The organism is Rhodobacter sp. SY28-1, from assembly GCF_005222785.1.
Classification (GTDB): Bacteria; Pseudomonadota; Alphaproteobacteria; order Rhodobacterales; family Rhodobacteraceae; genus Tabrizicola.
In genome coordinates this window covers 169868-196673 of record NZ_STGH01000001.1, presented here as the reverse complement: position 1 = coordinate 196673, position 26806 = coordinate 169868, and the positions used below count along the sequence as shown (strand labels likewise).

Below are 26806 nucleotides of genomic sequence, written 5' to 3'. Positions count from 1 at the left end.
ACCGCCTAGCGGGGTAACCAGCTGCCCGGGATGGTCCCGTTCCTTCACGGACGGATCGCCACGGAAAGCCCAAACGGGGATAGTCCAAATGAAACTCAACAGACGTGCACTTCTTGCCTCCGGCATCGCGGCCCTTGCCATGCCGCGTGTGTCCTTTGCTCAGGCCGAAACCATCAAGGTCGGGGTCCTGCATTCGCTGTCCGGGACGATGGCGATTTCGGAAACCACGCTGAAAGACACCATGCTGATGCTGATCGAGCAGCAGAACGCCAAGGGCGGGCTGCTGGGCAAGCAGCTGGAAGCCGTCGTGGTCGATCCGGCTTCCGACTGGCCGCTGTTCGCCGAAAAGGCGCGGGAACTCCTGACCGTGTCGAAGGTCGACGTGATGTTCGGTTGCTGGACCTCGGTGTCGCGCAAGTCGGTGCTGCCGGTGATCGAAGAGCTGAACGGCCTTCTCTTCTACCCCGTCCAGTACGAGGGTGAGGAATCGTCGAAGAACGTGTTCTACACCGGCGCTGCGCCGAACCAGCAGGCGATCCCGGCGGTCGACTACTATCTGGAAGAGCTGGGCGTGCAGAAGTTCGCGCTTCTGGGCACCGACTACGTCTACCCGCGCACGACGAACAACATCCTGGAGGCCTACCTGATTTCCAAGGGCATTCCGAAGGAAGACATCTTCGTCAACTACACGCCGTTCGGTCACTCGGACTGGTCGAAGATCGTGGGCGACGTGGTGGCGCTGGGCGCGGATGGCAAGAAGGTCGGTGTCATCTCGACCATCAACGGCGACGCAAACATCGGTTTCTATAAGGAACTGGCCGCGGCTGGCGTCTCGGCGGAAACCCTGCCGGTCGTGGCCTTCTCGGTTGGCGAAGAAGAACTGTCTGGTCTCGACACCTCGAACCTCGTCGGGCACCTCGCGGCCTGGAACTACTTCATGTCGGCCGACACCCCCGAGAATGCGGCGTTCATCGAAGCCTGGAAGGCCTTCATAAAGGACGATAAGCGCGTCACCAACGACCCGATGGAGGCGCATTACATCGGCTTCAACATGTGGGTGAACGCGGTGACCGCCGCCGGGACCACCGAAGTTGACGCCGTGTCGGCGGCGATGATCGGCCAGGAATTCCCGAACCTGACCGGTGGGATGGCCAAGATGCTGCCGAACCACCACCTGACCAAGCCTGTGCTGATCGGCGAAATCCGCGCCGATGGCCAGTTCGACATCATCAGCCAGACCGAGCCGGTCCCCGGCGACGCATGGACCGACTACCTGCCGGAATCGGCGGTGCTGGAGGCCGACTGGGCCGAGCTGAAATGCGGGATGTACAACACCGAGACGTCCACCTGCGTCCAGCTGAAGTCGAACTACTGAGCCTTGCCTGCGGGAGGGGGTCACCCCCCTCCCGCACCCTTCATCCCGGATGTCCCATGCGCCTGACCGCCCTTCTTGTCGCGGCCCTGACGTGGCTTGCGCCGTTGCCTGCCCTTGCGCAGGAGGCCGCCGCCATCGTGGCGGAAAACCGCGACATGATCGAAAAGCCCTCGCGCCAGACCATCGGCCCGGTGATCTCGGCGATTGCCGTCAGCGGCGACCCGATGGCCGACGACATCCTGTCCGCCTGGGCCGACAAGCGTCTGGTGATCCGGAAATCCGACGATGCGATGTTTCTTGCCGCGCCAGAGGGGGACGGGTTTGCCCTGACGGACCTCGATGGCTCGACCGCAGGGAACGCCGCGAAAGGTGATTTCACCGAGCTTAAGCCCAACGCCGGGGTGCGCGGGCTGATCGAGACGGCGCTGGTCCAGTTCACCCTGTCCGACCCCGATCCTGCCCGCCGCACTGCCGCGCTCACCTCCATTGCCCGCGACCCGACGCCAGAGGCGCTGGAACCGCTGCGTGCCTCGCTGGCAACCGAGGAAGACCCGGCCCTGAAGGCGCAGAAGGAACGGCTGGAGCGGTTTCTGACCCTGCGCTTCGATCCTGACCCCGCCGCCCGTGTCACGGCGATCGAGAGCCTGGCCGGGGATATCTCACTGGACACCCGCGGCGCGCTGAACCCGCTGGTCGCCACTACCCGCGCGGCCTTTGCGGGCGATCCCGCCGGCAACGTGGCGCGCACGCTGGCCGTAGGCCGCGACCTGACCGAGGCGGAGGCTTATGATCTGCTGGTTGCGGCCAACCTTGCCCCTGCCCGCCTGACGCTGGAGGAACAGCGCGCGGCGCTTGCGGCGAACATCGTGGACGGCTTCGTCGGGGGCATTCCGGTGGCCGAGCTGAATATGCAAGCCGCCCGCGACCGCGCCTATACTGCGCTGGAAGCCGCGGGAACCGTCCCCAGCGCTGCCACCGACGACGAGGCGAAGGCTGCGCTTGCCGCCCATCGGTTCTTCGAGGTCTTCGTCGAGCCGGATGCGACCGTCACCACTGCCGCGACCGCAACCCTGGCAAGCATCGACCGCAAGGTCGCCGCGATGCAGGCCGCCGATCTTGGCCTCGATGCCCTGTCGCTGGCCGCGATCTACTTCCTGGCCGCCATCGGCCTTGCCATTACCTTCGGCGTGATGGGCGTCATCAACATGGCGCATGGCGAGTTCATCACCATCGGCGCCTATACCGGGTTCGTGGTCCAGCTGTATGTGCCGGACTACACGCTGTCGATCCTGATCGCTCTGCCCTTGGCCTTCGCCGTGACCTTCGCCGCCGGGGTCGCGATGGAGCGTTTGGTCATCCGTCACCTCTACAAGCGCCCGCTGGAGACGCTGCTGGCTACCTTCGGCATCTCCATCGCGCTGCAGCAGATCCTTAAGAACGTCTTCGGGACGCAGGCCCGCCCGCTGACGGCCCCCGGCTGGCTGGACGGGGCGCTGACCTTCAACGATGTCGTGTCGATCAGCTATATCCGGATCGCGATCTTCGTGCTGGCGCTGATCTTCCTTGGCTTCTTCCTGTATCTGATGAAGCGCACCCGACTGGGACTGGAAGTCCGCGCCGTGACCCAGAACCCCGCAATGGCGGCAAGCATGGGCATCAACCCTGACCGCATCAACATGCTGACTTTCGGCCTCGGCTCGGGCATCGCGGGCATCGCCGGGGTGGCCATCGGGCTGTACGCCAAGGTGACCTCGGAAATGGGCGCGGACTACATCGTCCAGTCCTTCATGACCGTCGTTGTGGGCGGGGTCGGCAACGTGTGGGGCACGCTGGCTGGGTCGACGATGATCGGGTCGCTGCAAAAGGTGATCGAGTTCCTGAACCCCTCGAACACCCTCGCGGCCCAGACCTACATGATCCTCTTCATCATCCTCTTCATCCAGTTCCGGCCCCGGGGGATCATCGCGCTCCGCGGCCGCGCGGCAGGAGACTGAGCCATGGACCTGTTCCTGACTGGCCGATTGGGGCCGCCCGCCTCCCATCCGTGGAGCGAGGATGGTGAGCAAGGTGGAGCCAGGCGCGGCGCGACTGACCGCATCCCCACGGCCCCGTCCCAAGGCAAGGCGTCAGACCTCGCATCGTGGCGCGCGCTGCTCCGAGAGTTGGCTCCATGACCCGCAGCTTCTTCGCCCGCAATCCTTCGGCGCTGATCTTCATCGCCTTCCTTGCCCTCTTTACCCTGGCCGTGACCCTGATGTCCGAAGGGCTTGGCGCGGGCCTCATCTCGACCTCCTTCGTCAAGACGCTGGGCAAGACCCTGTGCCTCTGCCTTGTCGCGCTGGCGATGGACCTGATCTGGGGCTATGCGGGCATCCTGTCCCTTGGTCACATGGCGTTCTTCGCGCTGGGCGGATACATGATCGGCATGTGGCTGATGTATGCCCGGACCGAAGAGATCGTGGTCGCGGCGCTGTCACAGGGTGGACTGCCCGCCACGCCCGAGGAGGTGCAACAGGGCATCGCCACGCAGATTTTCGGGGTCGTCGGGTCATCGGACCTGCCCGCGATCTGGAGCTTTGCCCACAGCCTGCCCTTGCAGCTGATCCTTGCGCTGGCGGTTCCCGGCCTTTTGGCGCTGGTCTTCGGCTGGCTTGCCTTCCGCAGCCGGGTGACCGGGGTCTACCTGTCGATCCTCACGCAGGCGATGACGCTGGCCCTTGCGCTGTACCTGTTCCAGAACGACAGCGGTCTGCGCGGCAACAACGGGTTGTCCGGCTTGCAGAATCTTCCCGGCCTTGGGCAGACCTCGCAGGACCTGATTTCGATCTGGTTCTTCTGGGCCTCGGCCCTGGCCCTTGCGCTGGGCTACCTGACGCTCAACTGGGTTGTCTCGGGCAAGTTCGGCAGCGTGATCCGTGCCATCCGCGATGACGAAGCGCGGGTGCGCTTCCTTGGCTATCCGGTCGAGACCTACAAGCTGTTCGTCTTTACCCTGACCGCGCTGATCGCGGCGCTGGCGGGGGTGCTTTACTACCCGCAGGCGGGCATCATCAACCCGGCGGAATTGGCGCCCATCGCAAGCATCTACCTGGCGGTCTGGGTCGCCATCGGCGGGCGCGGGCGGCTGTATGGCGCGGTGATCGGCGCGGCCTTCGTGTCGCTTCTGTCCAGCCTGTTCACCTCGGGCCGCCTGCCGGACATTCCCCTCGGCCCCGTCTCGCTCAACTGGGTCGACTGGTGGCTGGTGCTTCTTGGACTTGCCTTCGTTGCTGTCACGCTTCTGGCGCCGAAGGGCATCGGCGGGCTGTTCGACCGGTTCCAGGGCGTCATCCCGCCCGACCGCAAGGGTGCCCCGCTTGGCCCCGATGACGGAAGCCTGCAGGAACAGGAGGCGCAGCAATGACCGCACTGCTTGAGGTTTCGGGCGTCTCGGTCACCTTCGACGGCTTCCGCGCCATCAACAACCTGTCGTTCGAGATCGGGAACGCGGAACTGCGCGCCATCATCGGGCCGAACGGGGCGGGCAAGACCACCTTCATGGACATCGTCACCGGCAAGACCCGGCCGGACCAAGGCAGCGTCACCTTTGGCGAACGCTCGATCCCGCTGATCGGCATGAACGAGTCGCGGATCGCCCGCGAAGGCATCGGCCGCAAGTTCCAGCGCCCTACGGTGTTCGAGGACCAGACAGTCGAGGCGAACCTGATCCTGGCGCTGAAAGCCAACCGCAGCCCGTGGCGCGTGCTGTTCTGGCGCCCGAAGGCTGCTGATCTGGAGCGGGTGAAAGAGCTGGCGCAAGAGGTGGGTCTTGGGGAGCATCTGCACCGCAAGTCGGGCGAACTGAGCCACGGCCAGAAGCAATGGCTGGAAATCGCGATGCTGCTTGCGCAAGAGCCGCGCCTTCTTCTTGTCGATGAACCCGCCGCAGGGATGACCCCGGCGGAACGTGAACAGACGACGGATCTGCTGGTCAGCCTTGCCAGGACCCGCGCGGTGGTGGTGGTCGAGCACGACATGGAGTTCATCCGCCGCCTGAACTGCCGGGTCACCGTCCTGCATGAAGGCTCTGTCCTGGCCGAAGGCTCGCTGGACCATGTCACCCGCGATCCACAAGTGATCGCCGTCTATCTGGGGCGCGGCTGATGCTTACGACGACCGGACTTACCCTGCACTACGGCGGCAGCCAGATCCTGCACGAGATCGACTTTCAGGCGAAGGCGGGCCAGATCACCTGCATCATGGGGCCGAACGGGGTGGGCAAGACCTCATTCCTCAAGGCGCTGGCCGGGACGCATCCCAGGTCTGGCGGCTCGATCACGCTGGATGGCCAGAGCCTGCCGGTGTCCCGCGCCCAGGACATGGCGCGGCGGGGGTTGTCGGTTGTGCCGCAGGGCAGGATGATCTTTCCGCTGCTTACCGTGCGCGAGAACCTGGAAACCGCCTTTGCGGTCCTGCCGCGATCCGAGCATCGCATCCCGGACGAGATGTTCACCCTGTTCCCGATCCTGAAGGACTTCCTGGATCGTCGCGGGGGCGACCTGTCCGGCGGGCAGCAGCAGCAGCTTGCCATCGCGCGGGCGCTTATCATGAAGCCGAAGGTCCTTCTTCTGGACGAGCCGACCGAAGGCATCCAGCCCAGCATCATCCAGGACATCGGCCGCGTGCTGACCTATCTGAAGGCCAAGGGCGATATGGCGATCATCCTGGTCGAGCAGTATTTTGAATTCGCCTGGGGCCTGGCGGATCAGGTCTATGTCTTCCGCCGCGGGTCCGTATCGGTGCATGGCCGGGCCGAGGAACTGGACAAGGCCGAGGTGCGGGCGGCGGTTTCCGTCTAGACTGGGGCGGAGTTTTCAGGCCGGGCCGTCAGGTCCTAGAATACCCGCGACAACGGTGGCGGCCATGTCGGCGCTGGCGGTGATCCCCTGCACGAAGGGCAGTCTGGACAGAAGGTAGGGCGCGGCAGGCAGGAAGATCCGGCCCTCGCCCAGGTTTTTCAGCGCAAAGTAGTGGTCTACCGCGACGTCGCCGTTCTCCAGCGCGGCACGCAGGCTGGGAAACGGAAGGTCCTCGGCCTGCAGCGCCTGTTGGCCTCGGGCGTCGATCAGGACGTCGAATTCGGTCGTGCTGCCGGTTTCGGTGACGACCCGGGTCACGTCGCCGACCTTGTCCATCCGGTAGTCGTTCCCAAGGGACAGGACCTTCAGGCAGCCCGCCCGATGCAGGGCCAGTAGCCGCCGGATCGACTGCGGCGGCACGGCGGCGTAGTTGTCGATGGACACGCGTTTCAGCGCGTCGAAACGGGTGCGGTCGGTATCGGTCAGATGCGCGACCATGCGTTCCATCGGTTCGTGAATCCGCAGGATCGCATAGCGCCATTCGACCACGCGGCGGGACCTCGCGTTCTGCAGCGTCTCGGCCAGGTTGGCCTTGGCCCAGGCGAAGGGATCGGTCGTCAGGCGCTGGGCGAAATAGGTCTCGGCAAACCCTTCGACAGACAGATGCGCGACGCCGGTGGATTCGGTCCAGGCCGGATCGACCAGAGCGAATTCCGCGACCATCAGCTGCCAAAGCCGGTCAAGCAGCCCATCGGTGCCAGCCTGCAGTGCGCGATCAAGCGCCGCCTCGGTAAAGCGTTGCAGGGGGCGGTAGGGCAGCGGGCACCAGAAATCCGCCTCGGGCAGAAGTCCCTGCCGCGACATCAGCGTGACCTGCAGCGTCTCGGCCCCCGGTTCAAGCTGGAAGGACTGGGTGTCGTCATCGAACCTGCCGTGCTGGCAGGCCACCGCCATCGCCGCGTCGATCGCGCTGAGCGAGGTGCCGATCACCCCGACCCGTCCGGGAGGGATCGGCGTGTCGATCAGGCCGCTCCAGGGTGAAACGAAAAGCCTGCCGTCATCGGGGTCCTCGGGCCAGCTGTGCCCGGTCGCAAGGATCACATGGGTGAACAACTGGCTGTCCTCGCCCCGCGCGTCCTGAAACGTCACGCGGATGTCCGGGTCGGCCATGGACACATCCGTCACCCGTGTCGCCTCACGCAGGGCAACGCGATGGCCGCGGTCGGGGGCGGCGGCAAGCATGCTTTCCAGAGCGTCGCGAAACCAGGCGCCCAGAAGGAGTCGCGGCAGGAACTGGCGGTCGTGCAGGGTGGCGGGGTCGACACCGTAAAGCCGCAAGACGGCTTCGGGCTGGCGTTGCAGCCAGTCGAGATAGGGTTCGGCCAGCGGTGGAATCTCGATGCTGGCGATGTTGGCAAGCATCGTGACAGCCGCGGACTCAGGACTGTAGGGCGAGCCTACGCCGGCCAGAAGACCAGCCTCGAACAGGGTCACGCTCAGGGGCCGGTCGCACCGCAAGAGATGGTCCAGCACGTAAAGCCCGGTTGGCCCGGTGCCGACGATGGCGACATTGAGGAAGGCAGGCGCATCGGCGGGCATGGTATGTTGCGTTCCGTTGGAGGTGATTGGCGTTCACTGTGGACTGGCGGTGGTGATGTCAGGAAAGGCCCCCGCGTCGACAAGACACGGAAGCATTCGTTTCATCACGGGGCGACGGACTGAAAGACCACGACGCTTTGCCAGCCGATCGCCACGCTGCCGCTTTCGACGACATCCACCGTGACGGGGTCCTGCGCGGTGTCGATGCGGCGCTGCCAGTCGCCCTCGGGCAAGGTGATCGTCGCATCGTCGCCCGCGTTCAGCACGATCAGCAGGTCGGGCGCATCCGCGCGGTGATAGCGCAAGGCGAATGGCGCGTCGCTGCCCCAGTCCCCCTCGGCCATCGGGCCATCCGCACCGCACCAGGTGATCGCAGGCCCCTCGCCTTCGCCCGGGGCACGGGCAAAGCGGGCGTCGGCAAGGCCAGCCTCGCGGCGGAAGGCCGTCAGGGCCGCGACTGTGCCGACCAGCCGGTCATCGGCCCGGTCCCAGTGCAGCCAGGCCACCTCGCTGTCCTGGGCATAGGTGTTGTTGTTCCCGCCCTGGGTCTGGCCGAACTCATCCCCCGCCAGCAGCATCGGCACGCCCTGAGACAGCAGCAGCGTCGCCAGCATCGCCTTGGATCGGCGGTGCCGCGCCTCAAGGATGCGGGGGTCGTCGGTCTTCCCTTCGGCGCCAAGATTGTGGCTGAGGTTGTGGTCGTGGCCGTCGCGGTTGTCCTCGCCATTTGCCTCGTTGTGCTTGCCGTCATAGCTGACCACATCGCGCAGGGTGAACCCGTCATGCGCGGCCAGGAAGTTGATCGACGAAGTTGCGGGCCGCTGCGAATGGTCGAACTGGACGGGCGAGCCCAACAGCCGCTGCGCCAGATCGCCCTTCAGCCCCGGGTCGCGCCGCCAGAACGCGCGCATGTCGTCGCGCGCCTTGTCGTTCCATTCCCGGAACGGGAAGGGGAAGCCGCCGACCTGATAGCCACCTTCGCCGATGTCCCAGGGTTCGGCGATCAGCTTGACCTGCGCCAGCACCGGGTCCTGCCGGATCGCGGCGAAGAAGGCGCCTTCGCGTTCGAACCCCTGTGCCTCGCGGCCAAGGGTCGACGCGAGGTCGAAGCGGAAGCCGTCGACATGGCAGACCTGCACCCAATAGCGCAAGCTGTCGATCACCATCCGCAGCACCATCGGATGCGCGACGTTCAGGGTATTGCCGCAACCCGTCGTGTCGAAACAGTGGCGCTTGTCTTCCGCCAAAAGGTAGTAGCTGGCGTTGTCGATGCCGCGGAAGGACAGAGTCGGCCCCAGCTCGGACCCTTCGGCGGTGTGGTTGTAGACCACGTCCAGGATCACCTCGATCCCGGCCTTGTGCAGGCGACGCACGACAGACTTCACCTCATCGGCGCGGCCGGTCTTCAGGTAGGCGCGCTGGGGGGCGAAGAAGGACAGGGTGTTGTAGCCCCAGTAGTTCTTCAGCCCCTTGTCCAGCAGCATCTGGTCATGCAGGAAACCGTGGATGGGCAAAAGCTCGACCGCCGTGACGCCGATCCTCTGCAGATGGTCGATCACCGCGTCCGACGCGAGGCCTGACAGGAACCCGCGGTCGCCTTCCGGGACATCGGGATGCAGCATGGTGGCCCCCTTGGCATGGGCCTCCCAGATCAGCGTCTCTTCCCAGCGGTGATGCAGGGCCTTGTCGGCGTCCCAGTCGAACTCGGGATCTGCGACGACGGCTTTCGGCACGAAGGGGGCGGAATCGCGATCATCCCGCGTCAGGTCATCGCCCACATGGCCGAAGACCGCCGGGTCCCAGACCATGTCGCCGCGGATTTCGCGGGCATAGGGGTCGAGGAGCAGCTTTGCCGGGTTGAAGCGATGGCCCGCCTCGGGCTCCCACGGGCCATGGACGCGGTAGCCGTAGACCTGACCGGGACGGATGCCGGGCAGGTAGCCGAACCAGATGCCACCCTGCATTTCGGGCAGGTCGTGGCGGGCGGTTTCGGTCTTGCCCTCGGGATCGTAGAGGCAAAGCTCGACCCGCGTCGCGCTCTCCGAAAAGAGGGCGAAGTTTGTGCCTTCGCCGTCAAAATTCGCGCCAATCGTGTCGGGCCGCCCTTTCGTCGGGTCAAAGCCGGTGGAGGGCAGGGTATCGTGGATCATGATGTTCTCATTCTGCTGCGAAAGAGGCCCGGTTTCAGCGCGAGGATGCTGTGACTGCGGGGCCGAAGTGCGCCGCGACGCGCCAGCATCGCGACTGTGACCAGCGTGGTGTCCCCGGCGATGCGGAACCAGCGGCGATCCTCGTCGGGGTCCTCGCCGATCTGTATGCCGTCGGCGATGATCGCACCCGGTCCCACGATGACGTTGGTCAGCCGGACCCCGGGCCCGATCTGGGCGCCGGGCATCAGGATCGATCGGTCGAGAGCGGCCCACCGGACGGTATCCGCGCTGCCCAGAAGCGGGGACATCAGCTTGAGCCCGCCCATCGTGACGCGGGCGCGAAAGCGGTCGCGGGCCAGGAAGTGGTCCAGATCGGGCAGCGACATGCCCGGGACGAGCGGTCGTCGGCAGGGCGTCGGCCCGGTGTCGAAATCAAGCCAGCTTTCGCGCAAGGCATCCAGCGTGCCGACATCGCGCCAGTAGCCGCTCCAGCGGAAGGCTGCCGCATCGCCTTGGGCGACGGCGTGTGGAATGACGTCCATGCCGAAATCCTGCTGCTGCGGGTCCTGCAGCGCGGCCTTCAACCAGGGCCAGTCAGCGACGTAGATCCCCAGCGAGGCAAGCGACAGCTCCGGCTCGCCCGGAATGGATTCAGGTATCGCCGGTTTCTCGGCAAAGCGCGCGATGCGGCCGTCAGGTCCTGGGGTGACGATGCCGAACCGGCCCGCGTCCGCAATCGGCACGGGCATGGCGGCCAAGGTCACGGCAGCGCCGCTTTGCCGATGGCTGGCGACGAGGTGCCGGTAATCCATCGAATAGACGTGGTCCGCCGCAAGGATCAGGATCTCGCGGGCACCCATCTCGTCCAACAGCGCGGCGTTGGCGCGCAACACGTCTGCCGTGCCGCGATAGCCCTGCCCCGGGGCCACGTCGGGACCATGCCGCAGCATCAGCTTGCCGTCTGCGACAGACTGCCCCCAGGTCGACATGATATGAGAGTTCAGATTGGCGGGGCAGTATTGCGTGGCAAGGATGGTCCGGCCGACGCCCGACCGCTGCAGCCCCGCCATCGCGAAATCGACGATGCGGTGAAAGCGGGTGAAGGGCAGCGCGGGCTTGCAATCCCGCTGGGTCAGCTCGTGCAGCCGACTTCCCTGGCCGCCGGCCAGAACGACGGCCATGGTTCCGGAAAGGTCGACATCTTCGAACATCGTGGCCTCGCTTTTGGCTCGGGAATTTCAGGACGGGTCGCGGCACAACGACGAAACTCTTGGGACGGTTCCAGAATTTCGAACGCTGCGCTCCAGCCAGCGCATATTCGCGCCTGGTCTGCGGACAGCGCAGCCAACGGAACCGGCGGGCTGTCCGACACGTTCTTGGGCCAGACCCGAACCCGATGGAGAGCCCGATGCCCGTACCCCCGATGCCCGTATCCCCGATGATCGACGCGACCCTTCCGGGGTCTGAACCCGAGGCCACCGCCGCGCGCAACAGGGCCTGGGAGGCCGTCGCCATCGCCCGCACCCGAACGCTGGACGCGCTGGCTGGTTTCGAGAAGATGGCCGAGCATGCGGAGCCCGATTTCGCCCCCATCGTCCGCGCCTTTGTCGAACTGCACCGCCGTCACGGCGAAGAGTTCACCCGGCTTCTGGCCGACAATGCCGTAGCGCCCGACGAGGGCGGTTCGATCATGGGCACTGTGAACCGCGTCGTGGTCGCGACCCGTGCGCTGTTCGACGAGATTGACGAGGACGTGCTGACCCAGATTCATTCGGGTGAGCGCCATGTGGTGGATGCCTACGCGGAGGCCGCTGACACCAATCTTCCCGAGACCGCGCGCGACAAGGTCGCGGAGATGCTGGTCGAACTGCGCGAAATCCTTACGGACACGCGCCCAAGCTGAGGCGTGTCTCTGCCGCGTCACCGAAGAGGAGTGGGCGCCCCAAATGACTCGGGCGGTCGGGCACAAAGGCCCGATCCGCCCGGATCAAGGGGCGTCCGTGCTCCAGTCCTGGGCAGAAAGCCAGTCACAGAAGGCGGCGATTGTCTTCACCCTCCGATGCGCCTTGGGCAGGATCAGGTAGAAGCCGGGGATTTCCGCTTCCGGCATGGTCATCATCACGTCCTTGCCGAAGGGCGCGACGAGGCGACCCAGCTGCAGATCCTCGGTCGCGTCGATCGTCGACAAGAGACCGATCCCAAGCCCTGCCAATGTGGCGCGTCGCGCAGTCGAGGCGTCCTGCAACTGCATGTCGGCCTTGGACGGGCCGCGCTCGACGCCAAGATGGCGCAGGACGTTCGGCCAAAGCTCGGGCGAGAGGACGGGATGCAGAAGCGGCATGCCCGCAAGATCGGTCGCCCCTGCCATCCGCCGTGCGAGGTCGGGTGTGCAGCAGATCACCTTGTAGTCGCGGACGAGAAGCATCGCCTCCACCCCGCGCCAGCCGCCATAGCCCCACTGGATCGCCACATCCACGTCGTCGGCCACGAAATCCGGCAGGTCCACCATGGTTGTCAGGCGCAGGTCCGCGTCCGGCACCAGATCGCGGAACCGGGTGATCCGGTCCAGCAGATAGCGGATCGCAAAGTAGGGGCTGGCGTTCACGTTGATCCGGTTGCGGTGGTCCTGTCGCGCGACGCGACGGACGCCCTCGGACAATTCGTCAAACGCTGCCTGTACGAAGTGCTGCAACAGGATCGCCTGTTCGTTCGGCTCGACACTGCGGCCCTTGCGTTCGAACAGGGTCAAGCCAAGCGTGTCTTCCAGAAGCTTGATCTGTTGGCTGACCGCCTGCGGGCTGACCGACAACTCCTCGGCGGCACTGCGAAAGCTGCGATGCCGCACGACGACGTGGAACACGCGCAGAGCGTTGAGGGGCGGAAGTCGTCTGGTCAGGTCGATCATCCTGGCCCCCTGTCAGATCACGGCTTTTTCCAGGAAGGGACGGTTTGCCAAAATGCGGTCGTAGCCGACTTCGGACAGGTCCAAGGTGCGGAACTGGCCATAGGTGATCCACTCGCTGATCGCCCGTCCAACAGCCGGACCTTGCTGAAGCCCGTGCCCGGAAAAGCCGTTGGCGAACAGGAAGTTCGGCACCTCGGGATGCGGGCCGACGATCAGGTTGTGGTCCAGCCGGTTGAAGTCGTAGTGCCCGGCCCATTGGTTCACCAGCTTGATGGCCTCGAACGCGGGGGATCTTTGGGCAAGGGCGGGCCAGACGATGTCTTCGAATTCCTCCCAGCGCGGCTCGAAGTCGTCCCAGTTGACGGCGGGGTCCTCGACCGGGGGCGCCCCGCTCAGGAAGTAGCGACCTTCCGGGCGGCAGAAGACACCCGTCGGGTCGATCATCAGCGGCAGCCGCCCACCGTTCACCGTGGCGCTGCCTTCGGGAGAGGCGGCGCAGTCAAACACAAAAACAGTGCGCTTGCGGGGTTCGACCGGCACATCCAGCCCGGCCATGCGCGCGGTCAGGGCGGCACGGGGGCCGGAGGCGTTGACGACCGTCCCGGTCACGATGACCGCCCCGGTTTTCAGCGTGATAGAGGTGACGCGCGCACCGTCGCGCCCGATTGCCACGACCTCATCGGTCACATAGTCCGCGCCCAGTTCGCGCGCCTTGGCTTTGAAGCCGTTCATCAGCCCGGTGTTGGAAAACCAGCCCTCGCCCGACTGGCCGTAGCTTGCCAGAAGGATGTCATCGACTTTCAGATGCGGGAAGGCGCGGGCAAGCTGGTCCTGATCCCACAGCACTACATCCGCCCCGCAGGCCCGCTGCACTTCGTTGTTCTCGCGCAGGATGGTCGCGCCGTCTTCGCTATTGGCCAGGAACAGGTAGCCGCCGGGATGGAAGTTCAGGTCGGGCGGCGCCTCTCCCGTCACCTGCATAGTTTGTGCGAAATCCTGGATGAAGGCCGATCCGAACTGGCTGATCTTCACGTTGATCGGGTTGGAAAACTGCACCCGGATCGAGGACGCTGACAGTGAGGTTGACGCAAAGCGATAGGTCGGGTCGCGCTCCACCACCAGGACCGAACCGTTGAAGTCGGGGTTTGCCATCAGGAAATAGGCCACCGCCGATCCGATCACCGCCCCGCCGACTATGACAACGTCATACTGCGGTTTCATGCCTTGGCCTTGTCGTCCGGATGGCCAAGGTCGATGAACCAGCCGCCAAGGTGCTGGACGGATGGAGCCTTGGGATCAGGTGTCGGAGTATTCGCCTCGACCCCGGCGCGGAAGGTTTCGGTGTTGTCCTGCGGGTGAAAGCCAAGATGGCCAGCCAGCCGGTTGTCGACCGGCTTGACTGTATTGTCCGAGATGCCGAAGGACGTGGTGAACCCTACACGCGGAGCCGTGACGGCGGCAGTCACCAGCCGGATGCAATCCTCGAACGACAGCCAGGACCACAGCATCCGCCGGTCCCCCGGTTCGGGAAAGCTGGAGAAGATGCGCAAGGCAGCCGTCTCGATCCCGAACTTGTCCCAGTACAGGCGGCCAAGGTCTTCGGCAAAGCACTTCGACAGACCATACAGCCCGTCGGGACGATGCGGGGCGTTGGCGTCGATCTGATCCTCAAGCCGGTGGTAGCCGATGGCGTGGACCGAACTGGCATAGACCACGCGCCCGACGCCGTGCTGCCGCGCGCCTTCGTAGACGTGATAGCTGCCGCGGATATTGGCGTTCAGGATCGCGTCCCAGCCTGCCTCCATGGCGATGCCGCCGAAGTGGACGATGGCATCGACGCCTTCGCAGGACGCCACCGTCGCCGCCATGTCGGCGAGGTCGAACTGCAGCGCGGTCTCGTTCGATTGCAGGTCGGTGATCGGGGCCATATCGGCCAGCCGCAACTGATTGCACAAGGGGGCGAGGCCCCGGCGCAGATGGGTGCCCAGCCGACCTGCGGCTCCGGTCAGAAGGATGCGGTTGTAGCGGGGAGAGGTCATTTCGTCACATAGCCCTTCGACAGATCGTTTGCCCGAGCCTCCCGCTCGCGTCCGGCGGGATCGCCAAAGCCGCCGCCGCCGGGCAGGTGCAGCACCAACCGCCGCCCGGCAGGCACATGCTGCCATCCCTTCGGTTTCAACTGTGTGCCGTCGTCCAAAGCCACGCCGCCCGGCGCGCCGGGTTGTCCGCCGTCGCGCCCCTTGGCGGCGTGACCGACCCGGTCGAACATGGCGGAAAAGTCGAACTCATGCCCCGGGGCGGGTTCGATCTCGATGATCTGGCCCAGACCCCCGCGATGCGTCCCGTCACCGCCGCTGTCGGGCCGCAGCTCCTTGCGCCAGATCACCACCGGGCCGGTCTGTTCCGTCGCCTCGATCGGCATGGTCATCACGCCGGACGGAAAAGCGGTGGCCGACAACCCGTCCAGCCCCGGCCGCGCGCCCATGCCGCCCGAGTTGAACATCAGGATCTCGGCACGGCGCCCAGCCTGACCGGCAACGGGGCGCACCGACATATGGATGTTCCACAGTGCCGCCGCGCCTTCGGCGAGCACCTGACCGGGAAGCGCCTGCGCCAGTGCGCCCAGCACCAGATCGGGGACCAGATGGCCGATGACGTGGCGCACCGACACCGGGGCGGGCCGGGGGGCGTTCAGGATATTCTCGGGCGAGGTGATCGTGAACGCCTCCAGCGAGGCCCAGTTGTTCGGGATGTCCGGCGCGACGACGCATTTCAGCGCGTAAGAAGCATAGGCCTTGGTGTAGATCACCGGCACGTTGATGCCCTTGGCGTTCACCGGATCGGACCCGGCGAAGTCCACATTCACCCGGTCGCCACCGATGGTCACCGCACAGGCCAGCCGCACCGGGCTGTCATAGCCGTCGGTCAGAAGATCGTTGGACCAGCTTCCGACCGGCAGCGCGCGGATGCGGTCCAGCGTGGCGTTGCGCGTGCGGGTGAAGATGAAATCGCCCAGCGCATTCAGCGTTTCCAGCCCGATCTCCTCCATCATCGCGATCAGGCGGCGGTGGCCGACATCGTTGCAGGCGGCCAGCGAGTAGAAGTCGCCCACTACCTGATTGGCCTCACGCACGTTGGCGCGCAGAAGCTGGATCAGGACGCTGTTCACCACCCCCCGTTCGGCGAACTTCATGATCGGGATCTGGATGCCTTCCTCGTAGACCGACTTGCCGTCGGCCCCGAACCCGCGCCCGCCCACATCGACGACATGCGCCGTGCAGGCAAAGAACCCGACCAGCCGGTCGCCCTTGAAGCTGGGCGAGACCATGGTGATGTCGTGCAGGTGGCCGGTCCCCTTCCAGGGATCGTTGGTCACATAGGTATCGCCCGGGAACATGTTCTGCCGACCGATTTCGTCGATGAAATGCAGGACCGCCTCGGCCATCGTGTTCACATGGCCCGGCGTGCCCGTCACCGCCTGCGCCAGCATCCGGCCTTCGGGGTCGAAGACTCCTGCCGACAGATCCCCCGCCTCGCGCACAGAGGTCGAAAAGGCGGTACGGAGCAGCGTCATCGCCTGTTCCTCGACGACCGAGATCAGCCGGTTCCACATCACCTGCATGCGGATCTCAAAAGTGGCGTCGGTCATTTGACCATCTCCTTGCGGATCAGCAGCAAGCTGCCATCGCTTTGCATCACCACGTCGAAGGGCGACGTGACGACGGTCGAGGTTTCGCGTTCCACCACCACGGCCGGGCCGGGCAACCTGTCGCCCGGTTTCATCGCATCGCGCTCGACGATACGGGTCGCGATGGCCTTGCCTTGGGTCGGGTCGAACACGGAACGTGAGAGCGTGTTGCCCTCCGTGATCCGGCCCAAGTTAATCTTATGACGGTCCGGGGCAGGGCGGATGTCCTGCGCCTTGACCGAGAAGGTGACGATCTCGATCTCCAGATCCTCCAGCCCGTCGATGGCGCGACCGAAGAAGCGGGCATAGGCCGCCTGGAATTCGCGGCGCAGTGTCGCGGCATCGCCTTGGACAAACGCACGGTCAGGCAGGGGCAGCGGAATCTCCCAGCCCTGCCCGACATAGCGCATGTAGGCGGTGATCTCACGCTGGATGGTGCCCGAGGTGCCCGAGCGGACAAAGCCTTCCGCCGTGGTCTTCAGATCGGAAATCAGCCCATTCATCGCATCGGCATCAAAGATGGACAGCCGGATGATCCTGGAGGCCAGCGCCTCATACGCGAAGGGGGCTTTCAGGAACCCGATGGCAGACCCTACCCCCGCACCCGGCGGGATCAGGCACTGGTCGATCCCCAGCTTTTCGCACAGCCGCGCGGCATGCAGGGGGGCGGCACCGCCAAAGGCCACCATGATGTTGTCCGAGATGTTCTTGCCGTTTTCCACCGCGTGGACGCGCGCGGCGTTGGCCATGTTCTCGTCCACCACCTCGACGATGCCGAAGGCCGCCGCTTCCGCCGCAAGGTTCAGCCGGTCGCCCACATCGCGGGTGATTGCGGTTCGCGCCGCGTCCAGCGACAGCCGGATCGCGCCACCGGCAAAGTTGTCGGGGTCCAGCTTTCCCAGCACCAGATCGGCATCGGTGATTGCAGGCCGGAGGCCGCCGCGCTGGTAACAGGCCGGTCCCGGCTCCGACCCCGCACTTTCCGGGCCGGTCTGGATGCGACCCAGACTGTCGACCCAGGCGATGGATCCGCCCCCCGCGCCGATCTCGATCATCTCGATCACCGGGATCGAGATCGGCATGCCCGACCCCTTGGCAAAGCGGGTGGACCGGGCAACCTCGAAGGTGCGGGCGGTCTTCGGCTGATAGCCCTCGATTAGGCAGATCTTGGCCGTCGTGCCGCCCATGTCATAGCTGACCACCTTCTCCAGCCCGAAGCGCTGCGCTACGTCGGCGGCAAAGATCGCCCCGCCCGCAGGCCCGGATTCGACCAGCCGCACCGGGAACTCGGCGGCGGTCTCGACGCTGATCAGCCCGCCGCCGGAGTGGATCATGAAGACCGGGCACGTCGCGCCCTTTTCACGCAGACGGGTCTGCAAGCGGCCAAGGTAATCGGCCATCTGCGGCCGCACATAGGCATTGGCGCAGACCGTGTTGAAGCGTTCGAACTCCCGCATCTGGGGCGAGACTTCTGACGAAATCGAGATCGGCAGGGCAACCCTCGCTGCGATGATCTCGCGCGCCCGGCGTTCGTGCGCGGGGCTGGCATAGGAATGGATGAACCCGATGGCGACCGCGCCATAACCCCCGGCCGCAATCCGGTCGGCCAACGCCACCAGCGCCACCTCATCAAGCGGGGCAAGTTCCTGCCCCTGTGCGCCGATCCGGCCCTTGATCGGGAACCGGTCTTCGCGCGGGACCAGCGGGGTCGGCAGCACCAGGTTCAGGTCGTATTGGTCAAACCGGCTTTCGGTCCGCATCTCGATCACGTCGCGGAAGCCTTCGGTCGTGACAAAGGCAACCTTCGCCCCGCGCCGTTCGATCAGGGCATTGGTGGCCAACGTCGTGCCGTGGATCAGGATATCCAGATCGCCATAGCCGATCCCCGCCTCGGCCAGCACGATGTCCATGCCGTCAAGGATGGCCTGTTCCGGCGCTGCATAGGTCGTCAGCACCTTGGTCGAGTGCATCGCGCCGTCCTGTTCCAGCGCGACGTCGGTGAAGGTGCCGCCAATGTCGGCCCCAAGTCTGATCTGGCGGGTCATTCTCTTGCCTTCGCGGCCAGTGCGGCGGCACGCATCTGCGACAGGGTTTGCCGGGGTGTCAGCGCCTCGGCCGAGATGGCAAGGTCCAGGACCGCGCCGGAGCGGCTGGCCCGGGCGCGGGCGAAAGCGGCGGGGAAGTCCTCGGTCCGCTCCACCTTCTCGGCGTGGAAACCGTAGGACTGCGCCAGCATGACGAAGTTTGGGTTTTGCAGGTCGGTGCCCGAGACCCGCGCCGGGTAGTGGCGTTCCTGATGCGCGCGGATCGTGCCGTAGGTGCCGTTGTTCAGGATCAGGATGATCGGCTGGGCGCCGGCCTGCATCGCCGTGCCAAGCTCCTGGCAATTCATCTGAAAATCGCCGTCCCCGGCAAAGCAGACCACGGTGCGGTCCGGGCAGGCGACCTTGGCCGCGATTGCGGCGGGCACGCCATAGCCCATTGCACCAGACTGTGGGGCCAAGAGGCGCCCCTTGGGGCCGAACTTGAAGAACTTGTTCGGCCAGACCGTGAAGTTCCCGGCCCCATTGGTCAGGATGGCATCCTCGGGCAGCACCTCGCGCAGGTGGGCGGTGACAAGGCCCATGTCGACGGGTGAGGGCTGCGCGGGCAGGGTGAAGGTTGTCTCGTAATCCGCACGCGCGCGTTTGCGCCACTCGGCCCAGTTGCCCCGGACCGGGGGCAATGCCGCGACAAAGGCGTTGGGACCGGCGGGGATGCCCAGTGTGGGGATATATACCTTGCCGATCTCGGCCGCCGAGCCATGCACATGAATGATCTTCTGGCGCGGGGTCGGCACTTGGAACAGCGTGTAGCTTTCGGTCGAAATTTCGCCGAACCGGGTATTCAGCGCGAGGATCACGTCGGCCTCGGCCATCGTCTTGCGCACACCCGCCGCAAGGCCCAGACCCAGATCGCCCGCATAACAGGGCGAGTGGTTGTCGAACATGTCCTGATAGCGCAGCGCCGCCACGACAGGGATATCCGACGCCTCGGCAAAGGCTTGCAGGGCGGCCTTTCCGGCTTCGGTCCAGTTGCAGCCACCCAGCAGGATCGCGGGGCGTTCGGCCCCCGCAAGCAGCGCCAGCGCCTCGGCCAGTGCCGCAGGCTCGGGCGCGGGCTCAGTGATGCGGGCGGGGCCGGTCAGGGGCAGGGCGGTGGCAGGGCCGCTCAGCATGTCTTCGGGCAGGGCGATGACCACAGGGCCGGGGCGGCCCGTCGTGGCGGTGATCCAGGCGCGGGACAGGATTTCGGGAAGACGATCCGCATCGTCGATCTCGACCGCCCACTTGGCCATCGTGCCAAACACCGCGCGATAGTCGATCTCTTGAAACGCCTCGCGCCCGCGCATGTCGGTGCCGACTTGCCCGACGAAGACGATCATCGGTGCGGAATCCTGCATCGCGGTGTGGATGCCGATCGAGGCGTTCGTCACCCCCGGCCCCCGCGTCACAAAGCACAGGCCCGGCTGGCCGGTCAGCTTGCCCCAGGCCGCCGCCATGAAGGACGCGCCGCCCTCGTTCCGGCAGAGGACGAAGTCCAGCTTGCCTTGGGTATCGTGCAGCGCGTCCAGCACTGCCAGATAGCTTTCCCCCGGCACGCCAAACCCGTTCGTCGCGCCTAGCGCAACAAGGCATTCCACCAAAAGCTGCCCGCCGTTCTTCATCTGATTGCCCAACCCTGCTGCTGCGGCAGTCTTGCACCCCGCGTCGGTGACAGAAAACCAAGAAATTCCGAGAACCGACAAGATTTACTTGTCAGAGATGCATAGAGGAGTGGCCTGAGGCAGTCCGTCCGGGACGGGCCTAAAGGATGTCTTCCACCCCCGGACCCCAGGTATCCGAGAGCGCAAAGCCTCGCGGGAAGGGGTCTGACGGGTCAAGCCCCAGCTGCGAAATACCATAGACCCAGGCCCGCCCCGTCACCCGAGGCAGGACAGCGGCGCGGTTGCCGACGGTGGTTTCGCCCAGCATCTCAACCCGGAAGCGCGAGCCGATGATGGATTCAGAGGTCAGCACATCGCCCGTCCTTACCTGCCCCCGTGCATGCATCGCCGCCAGGTTCGCCGAGGACCCGGTTCCGCAAGGCGACCGGTCCACCCGGCCCGGCTTCAGCACCGTGCAAGTCTTGACCGTGTCGCCGCGCCTGTCACGGAACATGGCATAGGAGAACTGGTTGATCTTCGGCCGCTCGGGATGCTGGACCGGAACCTTTGCCATCAGGTCGTTCAGGATCGACACCCCGGCCAGCATCAACGCCTGCGCATTCTTCGGCTCGATGGTCAGGCCGACCTGATCCACGTCGATCAACCCGTAGAAGCAGCCGCCATAGGCCACGTCCACCTTGATCCGGCCGAACCCCGTCGTCTCGACCACAAGGTCCAGGTCCTGCACGAAGGACGGCGAGGTGTTGATCGAGGCCGAGGTCACCTTGCCGTCCTGACAGGCTGCCGTCACCGTCACCAGCCCGGCCGCGGTGTCCAGGCGCAGCACCGTTTCGGGTTCCCGCATCTCCAGCATCCCGGTCTCCAGCAGTGCTGTCGTGACGCAGATCGCGTTCGACCCTGACATCGGATGCGCCCGGTCGGGCTGCAGCACGATGAACCCCGCATCGGCATCCGGGCGCGTCGGCGGCAGCATCAGGTTGACCGACATCTGCGCAAAGCCGCGCGGTTCAAAGCAGACCATGCGGCGCAAGGAGTCATCCACGGTGTTCAGATGCACCAGCTTGTCCAGCATGGTCGCCCCGGGCACATCCAAGGTGGTCGAAGTGATGACCTTGCCGATCTCGCCCTCGCAATGGACATCGACAACCTGCAGCGTCTTCTTCCAGCGCATTGCGGCCTCTCGGGGCTGGCATTGTGTAGACTGGATGTAGACACAAATCCGCTCTAGCCCGCAAGAGGCTCCGGCCCCACGGTCAGGAAGCAGCTGTCAGTAGCGGGCGTCAGGCAGGCCGCAGAACGGGTCCACCGGATTCTTGCCCCGGAACGGCGCTCGGCCAAGGATGCAGTCCAGCACCGCGCGCTGCATGCTGTCCATCGTGGCATAGGCGTTGACCACGCAGGGCATCCGGGGGGCGTCGTACAGGTAATAGGGATAGCCGAACGAGATGAGCATCGTCGGCACTTCGTGCCAATGCCGCGCCATTGCGCCGAACATTCCCCCGGTCAGCCGGTTCCAGTCCAAGAAGATGCGGCCCCGGGTCAGCAACGTCTCTTCGGCCATCAGGTACAGGACCAGATCGAACGCGCGTTGATCCTGCCGCGCTTCGGGCGAATAGAACGAGACCTCGAACCCCTCGGCGCGCATCAGGTCGGCGAAGATCATCTCCTGCCCCATGCCATGCAGCGGGGTGACGATCCCGGTGGTATAGACCAGCACCCGACGGTGACGGTCGGGCGACAGCGGCAAGATTCCCTGCACGTCCTTCACCAGCGTCGGGGCGCGGGCCGTCACCTCCTTGGCAATGGCGGCGTTCCTCGGGTCGAACAGCCTGTCGCGGCGGGCAGGGTCACGCCCCGTGCGATGCAGCCCCAGCGCGGCCTTCAGCCCAAGCACCCGGATTATTGCCTCGTCCAGCCGGGCCGAGGTCAGGCGGCCGTCGTCCAGTGCCGCCTCGATCCGGGCGATGTCCGCCTCGGGTTCGTCAGAGAACAGGATGACATCGCACCCCGAGGACACAACTTCGGGCAGGGCCACATCCCGGTGCGCCCAGGCCCCAAGGCCCGCCATCGACGTGGCATCCGACACGATCACCCCGTTGAACCCCAGCTCCTCGCGCAGCAGCGTCTGGTTCAAGAGGCGCGATACCGAAGCCGGACGATAGGCCTCGACCCCCGCGTTCGGGTCATGGTCCAGCACATAGGCCGGCAAGGCGATATGCGCCGACATGACCGACATCACCCCCGCCTCGATCGCCGCACGGTAGAGGGCACCGTGGGTGGCGTTCCACTCTTCCATGGACAGAGGGTTGATCGTCGTCACCAGGTGCTGGTCGCGGTCGTCATGCCCCTCGCCCGGCCAGTGCTTCACCGTCGCCGCCACTCCGTTCGCCTGCAGCCCGGCGATATGGGCCAGCGCATGAGCGCGGATTCGGGCGGGGTCGGAGCCGAGGCCGCGCGTTGCGACGATGGGCGAGCGGAACAGCGCGTTGATGTCGATCACCGGAGTAAACGACCAGTTCACCCCAGCCGCCCGCGCCTCTTCGGCCATGATCCGGGCGATGGTGCCTGACGCCTGCACATCGTCCACCGCCGCCAGCGCCAGCGGGTTCGGCACCTCGGTCCCGAAGGGCGGGCTCATCCGGCTGCCTTCCAGATCGGCGCTAACGAGGTAGGGGATCGCCGCTGCGCCGCGCAGGGCGTCCAGCGTGTCGAGTTCCGCTTGCGCATCCGGACCGAAGAACTTGGTGAACCCGCCGGGGGCGAGGGCAGTGATGCGGTCTACCACCTCGGGCCCGGTGCCAAAGCAGATGTGGACGAAAAGCTGGCGCACCTTCGCCGCCCGCTCCATCGCGCCAAGTGTGGACCGCACCCAGCCGCGCCCCTCGGCGTCAAGGTTGAACGGCGCGGCGGAAAGGATGCGGTCGATCTGGTCCAAATCAAGGTCCTCGGCTTGGCGATGTGCGTGGTGTCGAAAGATATGCACCGGAGCCTAGACAGGCCCCGGTGCAATGTCTTGGTCGAATTCGCCGTCTTCGTCAGACGTAGCGGTTCCAGAGGTTCTCCAGCCGCTCCTGACGGCCAGACTTCGGCTGTGGCTCGATCTTCTCGTCGATCACCCGCGCCGCTGCGGCCTCCAGCGAGCCCTTCAGCATGGCTTGCGCCTTCGGATCATTCCAGCCCGCGTAGCGTGCCTTGACCGCGGCCTCCATCTCGTCCGATTCCAGCAGCGCCGCCGCCGATTTCAGCGCGCGGGCGCAGGTGTCCATGCCGCCGACATGGGCCAGAACCAGATCTTCCGGGTCGAGCGACTGACGGCGGATCTTGGCGTCAAAGTTGGTGCCGCCAGTGGTGTAGCCGCCCGCCTTGAGGATCTCGTAGAAGGCCACCGCCTTTTCGGCGTGGTTGTTCGGGAACTGGTCGGTGTCCCAGCCGGACTGATAGTCGTTCCGGTTCATGTCGATCGACCCGAAGATCCCCAGCGCGGCGGCCAGACCGATTTCGTGTTCGAACGAGTGACCGGCCAGAATGGCGTGACCCTGTTCGATGTTGGTCTTCACTTCCTTTTCCAGACCGAAGTCCTTGAGGAAGCCGTAAACCGTCGCCACGTCATAGTCGTACTGGTGCTTCGACGGTTCCTGCGGCTTGGGCTCGATCAGGATCGTGCCCTTGAAGCCGATCTTGTGCTTGTATTCGACGACCTGCTGCAGGAAGCGACCGGCATGGGCGCGTTCGGCCTTCAGGTCGGTGTTGAGGAGCGTCTCATACCCCTCGCGCCCGCCCCAGAGGACATAGTTCTGCCCGCCTAGACGATGCGTCACGTCCATGTTCGCCTTCACCGTCGCGGCGGCGTAGGCATAGACATCCGGATCGGGGTTGGTGGCCGCGCCCGACATCCAGCGGCGGTGGCTGAACAGGTTCGCCGTGCCCCACAAGAGCTTCGCCTTGTGCTTGGACTGCTTCTCCTGAAGGTAATCGGCGATCTCATTCAGGTTCTTCAGGCTTTCCGCGAAGGTTGCGCCCTCGGGCCGGGCGTCGGCGTCGTGGAAGCAGTAGAACGGCACGCCAAGGATATCGAACAGCTCGAACGCGACATCGGCCTTGAGCTTGGCCAGCGCCATGCCGTCGCCGAACCAGGGTCGCTCGAACGTCTGACCGCCGAACGGGTCACCGCCAGGCCAGGCAAAGCTGTGCCAGTAGGCGACGGCAAAGCGCAGGTGGTCCTCAAGCCGCTTGCCCAGAACGACCTCATCGGGGTTGTAGTGGCGGAAGGCGAACTCGTTCTTTGACGAGGGGCCTTCGTATTTGATTTGCGGGATGCCTTTGAAAAAGTCTGTCATTTCAGATCCTTGATAGCTGCCTGGGCGGCGCGGAAGCGGGCATGCCCCGCGTCAAATGCGTCTGTGAGGGTCGGGTCGGGTTCAACGACCCGGGCGATCTGGGGGAGGGTGGCGATCTCGGCCCCGGCCCCGGTCGCGGCCATCAGGCCCAACCGGGCGGCCCCGTAGGCACCGCCGAAATCCCCGGCGACCGGCAGTTGCACCGGGCAGTCCAGCGCCGTCGCGATCAGCCGCAGCCAGTAGTCCGACCGCGACCCGCCGCCGACGGCCAGGAGATGCTCCAGCTTGGTGCCCGTGGCCGCCAGCGCATCGCGGCTGTCGCGGATGGCAAAGGTCACGCCTTCCAGCACCGCGCGCGTCGCGGACTGACGGTCGGTCGCATGTTCCAGCCCGGTGAACGCGCCCCGGACGCTGGCCGAATTCAGCGGCGTCCGTTCACCGCCCAGATAGGGCAGGAACACCGTCTTGCCCGGCTCGCGCAGCGGCCCAAGTTCCCGCGTCAGGGTCGAAGCGTCCGACCCGACCAGCTTGGCATACCAGTTCAGGGCATCCGTCGCGGCAAGGATCACACCCATCTGGTGCCAGGTGTTCGGCAGCGCGTGGCAGAAGGTATGCACCGCCGTCTCTGGATCGGGCTGGTAGCCGTCGTTCGCAGCGAACAGGACGCCCGAGGTGCCAAGCGACACGAACGCCTCACCCGCCCGCACCACGCCGACGCCCACGCCCGAGGCCGCGTTGTCGCCGCCGCCCCCGGCCACGACCACGCCTTTCGGCAGGCCCCAGCGGGTCGACAAGGCTTCTCGCAGGTAGCCCGAAACCTCGGACCCTTCGACCAGGCTCGGCATGTGACTGCGCTCAAGCCCGGTGGCCTGCAGAAGATCGTCCGACCAGTCCCGCTTGCCGGTATCCAGCCAGGAGGTCCCGGCTGCATCGGACATCTCGCCGACATGCTCTCCGGTCAGCCAGAGCCGCAGATAGTCCTTGGGCAACAGCACCTTCGCCAGCCGCTCCCGGATCGCGGGCTCGTGCTTGGCCACCCAGACCACCTTGGGGGCGGTAAAGCCCGGAAACACGATGTTGCCGGTCAGCCGCCGGAACATCGGGTCGCCGTCCAGTTCGGCTGCCTCTTCAAAGCTGCGGGTGTCGTTCCACAGGATGCAGGGCCGCAGCACCTCGTCCGCGGCATCCAGCAGCGTCGCGCCGTGCATGTGACCCGACAGCCCGATCCCGCGGACCTGTCCCAGCGACTTCTGTGCGGCAAGCCGGTCGAACACCGTCTCGGCTGCCGAAATCCAGTCCGAGGGGGCCTGCTCGCTCCACCCTTTTGCCGGTCGCTGAACCGTCAAGGGGGCCGTGGCTTCGGCAAGGAGCTGCTGGTCCTCGCCGATCAGGATCCCCTTGATCCCTGACGTCCCGAGATCGAGCCCGATATACATCACGCGGCCAGATGCTGGGGTTTCTTGCCCAGAATGATCATGCCCAGGATGTCGTCGTCGGTGACCTCATCCACGTTCACCGTGCCGACCAGCTGGCCGTTCTTCATCACCGAGGCCCGGTCGCAAAGCTTCATCACGTTGTGGATGTCATGCTCGATCAGGAAGATGCCCAGGCCCTGCGCCTTCAGTTCCTGGATCAGTTCGGCCACCATCTGGGTCTCGTGCGGACCAAGCGCAGCGGTCGGTTCGTCCATGATCAGGATCTTGGCGTTGAAGTACACCGCACGGGCGATGGCGACTGACTGGCGCTGCCCGCCCGACAGCATGTTCACCGGCACGTTGAACTTTCGGAAGTTCGGGTTCAGGCGACCCATGATCTTCCGCGTCTCGGCCTCCATCTTCGATTCGTCCACGAAGCCGAAGCTGTTCACCAGTTCGCGCCCAAGGAACAGGTTCGACGCCGCATCAAGGTTATCCGCCAGAGCGAGCGTCTGGTAGATCGTCTCGATGTTCTGCGCGCGGGCGTCGCGGGGGTCCTTGATCTCGACCTCCTGGCCATTGATCAGGATCTGGCCGCTGTCCTTTTGATACGCGCCCGACAGGCACTTGATCAGCGTCGACTTGCCTGCGCCGTTGTGGCCCAACAGGCCCACGACCTCGCCGGGGTAAAGGTCGACCGTGACGTGGTCCACGGCCTTGATCCCCCCGAAGGAAATCGAGATGTCGCGCAGTTCGACAAGCGGGGTTCCGGTTCTGTCTACCATGATATCAG

General features: G+C 65.5%; 20 protein-coding genes. 6 read left to right on the top strand and 14 right to left on the bottom strand.

The genetic code is table 11. The features are described from left to right. The first annotated feature begins 139 nt into the window (after nt 1-139). From urtA to urtE, 5 genes are all read left to right on the top strand, one after another. The gene (gene urtA / locus E8M84_RS00960; protein WP_394347393.1) at nt 140-1375 is read left to right on the top strand and encodes an urea ABC transporter substrate-binding protein; all 1236 of its coding nucleotides are present in this window, start codon (nt 140-142) and stop codon (nt 1373-1375) included. Between the two features lie 56 nt (nt 1376-1431). Then, complete coding sequence (gene urtB, locus E8M84_RS00955) at nt 1432-3369, top strand: urea ABC transporter permease subunit UrtB (RefSeq protein WP_137109305.1); 1938 nt, start codon at nt 1432-1434, stop codon at nt 3367-3369. Between the two features lie 176 nt (nt 3370-3545). Further along, nucleotides 3546-4778: an urea ABC transporter permease subunit UrtC gene (urtC, locus tag E8M84_RS00950; protein WP_137109304.1), complete on the top strand. Its 1233-nt coding sequence runs from the start codon at nt 3546-3548 to the stop codon at nt 4776-4778. Then, nucleotides 4775-5518: an urea ABC transporter ATP-binding protein UrtD gene (gene urtD, locus E8M84_RS00945; RefSeq protein ID WP_137109303.1), complete on the top strand. Its 744-nt coding sequence runs from the start codon at nt 4775-4777 to the stop codon at nt 5516-5518. Before urtC ends, urtD begins: the two co-directional genes overlap by 4 nt. Continuing rightward, nucleotides 5518-6213, top strand: coding sequence for an urea ABC transporter ATP-binding subunit UrtE (urtE, locus tag E8M84_RS00940; RefSeq protein WP_137109302.1), 696 nt, complete (start codon nt 5518-5520; stop codon nt 6211-6213). Before urtD ends, urtE begins: the two co-directional genes overlap by 1 nt. Before the next feature lie 15 nt (nt 6214-6228). Here urtE and E8M84_RS00935 read toward each other — a convergent pair whose 3' ends face one another. The 3 genes from E8M84_RS00935 to E8M84_RS00925 all read right to left on the bottom strand — a co-directional run bounded on the left by E8M84_RS00935 (nt 6229) and on the right by E8M84_RS00925 (nt 11173). Beyond that, nucleotides 6229-7812 carry an FAD/NAD(P)-binding protein gene (locus E8M84_RS00935; protein ID WP_137109301.1) on the bottom strand — a complete coding sequence of 528 codons (1584 nt, stop codon included), beginning with the start codon at nt 7810-7812 and terminating at the stop codon, nt 6229-6231. 104 nt (nt 7813-7916) lie between these two features. Beyond that, complete coding sequence (gene glgX, locus E8M84_RS00930; protein WP_137109300.1) at nt 7917-9962, bottom strand: glycogen debranching protein GlgX; 2046 nt, start codon at nt 9960-9962, stop codon at nt 7917-7919. After that, the gene (locus E8M84_RS00925) at nt 9959-11173 is read right to left on the bottom strand and encodes a glucose-1-phosphate adenylyltransferase family protein (RefSeq protein ID WP_137109299.1); all 1215 of its coding nucleotides are present in this window, start codon (nt 11171-11173) and stop codon (nt 9959-9961) included. Before E8M84_RS00925 ends, glgX begins: the two co-directional genes overlap by 4 nt. 197 nt (nt 11174-11370) lie before the next feature. On the opposite strand from E8M84_RS00925, the gene E8M84_RS00920 reads away from it, so the two are divergent. After that, nucleotides 11371-11865: a DUF2383 domain-containing protein gene (locus E8M84_RS00920; RefSeq protein WP_170971806.1), complete on the top strand. Its 495-nt coding sequence runs from the start codon at nt 11371-11373 to the stop codon at nt 11863-11865. 84 nt (nt 11866-11949) lie between these two features. On the opposite strand, the gene E8M84_RS00915 is transcribed toward E8M84_RS00920, so the two are convergent. The 11 genes from E8M84_RS00915 to E8M84_RS00865 all read right to left on the bottom strand — a co-directional run bounded on the left by E8M84_RS00915 (nt 11950) and on the right by E8M84_RS00865 (nt 26798). Next, a complete protein-coding gene (locus E8M84_RS00915) occupies nt 11950-12867 on the bottom strand; it encodes a LysR substrate-binding domain-containing protein (protein WP_137109297.1) in 918 nt (305 codons plus the stop codon). Between the two features lie 12 nt (nt 12868-12879). Then, nucleotides 12880-14088 (bottom strand): FAD-binding oxidoreductase, encoded by a 1209-nt coding sequence (locus tag E8M84_RS00910; RefSeq protein ID WP_137109296.1) that lies wholly within the window; start codon nt 14086-14088, stop codon nt 12880-12882. Beyond that, complete coding sequence (locus tag E8M84_RS00905; protein WP_137109295.1) at nt 14085-14906, bottom strand: NAD(P)-dependent oxidoreductase; 822 nt, start codon at nt 14904-14906, stop codon at nt 14085-14087. Before E8M84_RS00905 ends, E8M84_RS00910 begins: the two co-directional genes overlap by 4 nt. Continuing rightward, nucleotides 14903-16516 carry a hydantoinase B/oxoprolinase family protein gene (locus E8M84_RS00900; RefSeq protein WP_137109294.1) on the bottom strand — a complete coding sequence of 538 codons (1614 nt, stop codon included), beginning with the start codon at nt 16514-16516 and terminating at the stop codon, nt 14903-14905. The genes E8M84_RS00905 and E8M84_RS00900 overlap by 4 nt, the downstream gene beginning before the upstream one ends. Beyond that, complete coding sequence (locus tag E8M84_RS00895) at nt 16513-18600, bottom strand: hydantoinase/oxoprolinase family protein (RefSeq protein WP_137109293.1); 2088 nt, start codon at nt 18598-18600, stop codon at nt 16513-16515. The genes E8M84_RS00900 and E8M84_RS00895 overlap by 4 nt, the downstream gene beginning before the upstream one ends. Next, nucleotides 18597-20261, bottom strand: coding sequence for a thiamine pyrophosphate-dependent enzyme (locus tag E8M84_RS00890; RefSeq protein WP_137109292.1), 1665 nt, complete (start codon nt 20259-20261; stop codon nt 18597-18599). Before E8M84_RS00890 ends, E8M84_RS00895 begins: the two co-directional genes overlap by 4 nt. Nucleotides 20262-20400: 139 nt before the next feature. Further along, nucleotides 20401-21432: a proline racemase family protein gene (locus E8M84_RS00885; protein WP_137109291.1), complete on the bottom strand. Its 1032-nt coding sequence runs from the start codon at nt 21430-21432 to the stop codon at nt 20401-20403. 96 nt (nt 21433-21528) lie between these two features. Next, the gene (locus E8M84_RS00880; RefSeq protein WP_240790254.1) at nt 21529-23196 is read right to left on the bottom strand and encodes a glycoside hydrolase family 3 protein; all 1668 of its coding nucleotides are present in this window, start codon (nt 23194-23196) and stop codon (nt 21529-21531) included. 100 nt (nt 23197-23296) lie between these two features. Beyond that, the gene (gene xylA / locus E8M84_RS00875) at nt 23297-24598 is read right to left on the bottom strand and encodes a xylose isomerase (protein ID WP_137109290.1); all 1302 of its coding nucleotides are present in this window, start codon (nt 24596-24598) and stop codon (nt 23297-23299) included. Continuing rightward, nucleotides 24595-26034: a xylulokinase gene (gene xylB / locus E8M84_RS00870; protein WP_137109289.1), complete on the bottom strand. Its 1440-nt coding sequence runs from the start codon at nt 26032-26034 to the stop codon at nt 24595-24597. The genes xylA and xylB overlap by 4 nt, the downstream gene beginning before the upstream one ends. Then, on the bottom strand, nt 26034-26798 hold the full coding sequence (locus E8M84_RS00865) for an ATP-binding cassette domain-containing protein (RefSeq protein WP_137109288.1): 765 nt from the start codon (nt 26796-26798) through the stop codon (nt 26034-26036). Before E8M84_RS00865 ends, xylB begins: the two co-directional genes overlap by 1 nt. Nucleotides 26799-26806 lie beyond the last annotated feature (8 nt).

Coding starts and splice junctions, on each gene's coding strand:
- urtE (WP_137109302.1), top strand. CDS start 5,518: ATGCTTACGACGACCGGACTTACCCTGCACTACGGCGGCAGCCAGATC.
- E8M84_RS00935 (WP_137109301.1), bottom strand. CDS start 7,812: ATGCCCGCCGATGCGCCTGCCTTCCTCAATGTCGCCATCGTCGGCACC.
- E8M84_RS00895 (WP_137109293.1), bottom strand. CDS start 18,600: ATGACCCGCCAGATCAGACTTGGGGCCGACATTGGCGGCACCTTCACC.
- E8M84_RS00905 (WP_137109295.1), bottom strand. CDS start 14,906: ATGACCTCTCCCCGCTACAACCGCATCCTTCTGACCGGAGCCGCAGGT.
- urtD (WP_137109303.1), top strand. CDS start 4,775: ATGACCGCACTGCTTGAGGTTTCGGGCGTCTCGGTCACCTTCGACGGC.
- urtA (WP_394347393.1), top strand. CDS start 140: ATGCCGCGTGTGTCCTTTGCTCAGGCCGAAACCATCAAGGTCGGGGTC.
- E8M84_RS00890 (WP_137109292.1), bottom strand. CDS start 20,261: ATGAAGAACGGCGGGCAGCTTTTGGTGGAATGCCTTGTTGCGCTAGGC.
- E8M84_RS00910 (WP_137109296.1), bottom strand. CDS start 14,088: ATGAAACCGCAGTATGACGTTGTCATAGTCGGCGGGGCGGTGATCGGA.
- E8M84_RS00900 (WP_137109294.1), bottom strand. CDS start 16,516: ATGACCGACGCCACTTTTGAGATCCGCATGCAGGTGATGTGGAACCGG.
- xylA (WP_137109290.1), bottom strand. CDS start 24,598: ATGACAGACTTTTTCAAAGGCATCCCGCAAATCAAATACGAAGGCCCC.
- E8M84_RS00925 (WP_137109299.1), bottom strand. CDS start 11,173: ATGTTCGAAGATGTCGACCTTTCCGGAACCATGGCCGTCGTTCTGGCC.
- E8M84_RS00915 (WP_137109297.1), bottom strand. CDS start 12,867: ATGATCGACCTGACCAGACGACTTCCGCCCCTCAACGCTCTGCGCGTG.
- urtC (WP_137109304.1), top strand. CDS start 3,546: ATGACCCGCAGCTTCTTCGCCCGCAATCCTTCGGCGCTGATCTTCATC.
- E8M84_RS00920 (WP_170971806.1), top strand. CDS start 11,371: ATGCCCGTACCCCCGATGCCCGTATCCCCGATGATCGACGCGACCCTT.
- xylB (WP_137109289.1), bottom strand. CDS start 26,034: ATGTATATCGGGCTCGATCTCGGGACGTCAGGGATCAAGGGGATCCTG.
- glgX (WP_137109300.1), bottom strand. CDS start 9,962: ATGATCCACGATACCCTGCCCTCCACCGGCTTTGACCCGACGAAAGGG.
- urtB (WP_137109305.1), top strand. CDS start 1,432: ATGCGCCTGACCGCCCTTCTTGTCGCGGCCCTGACGTGGCTTGCGCCG.
- E8M84_RS00885 (WP_137109291.1), bottom strand. CDS start 21,432: ATGCGCTGGAAGAAGACGCTGCAGGTTGTCGATGTCCATTGCGAGGGC.
- E8M84_RS00865 (WP_137109288.1), bottom strand. CDS start 26,798: ATGGTAGACAGAACCGGAACCCCGCTTGTCGAACTGCGCGACATCTCG.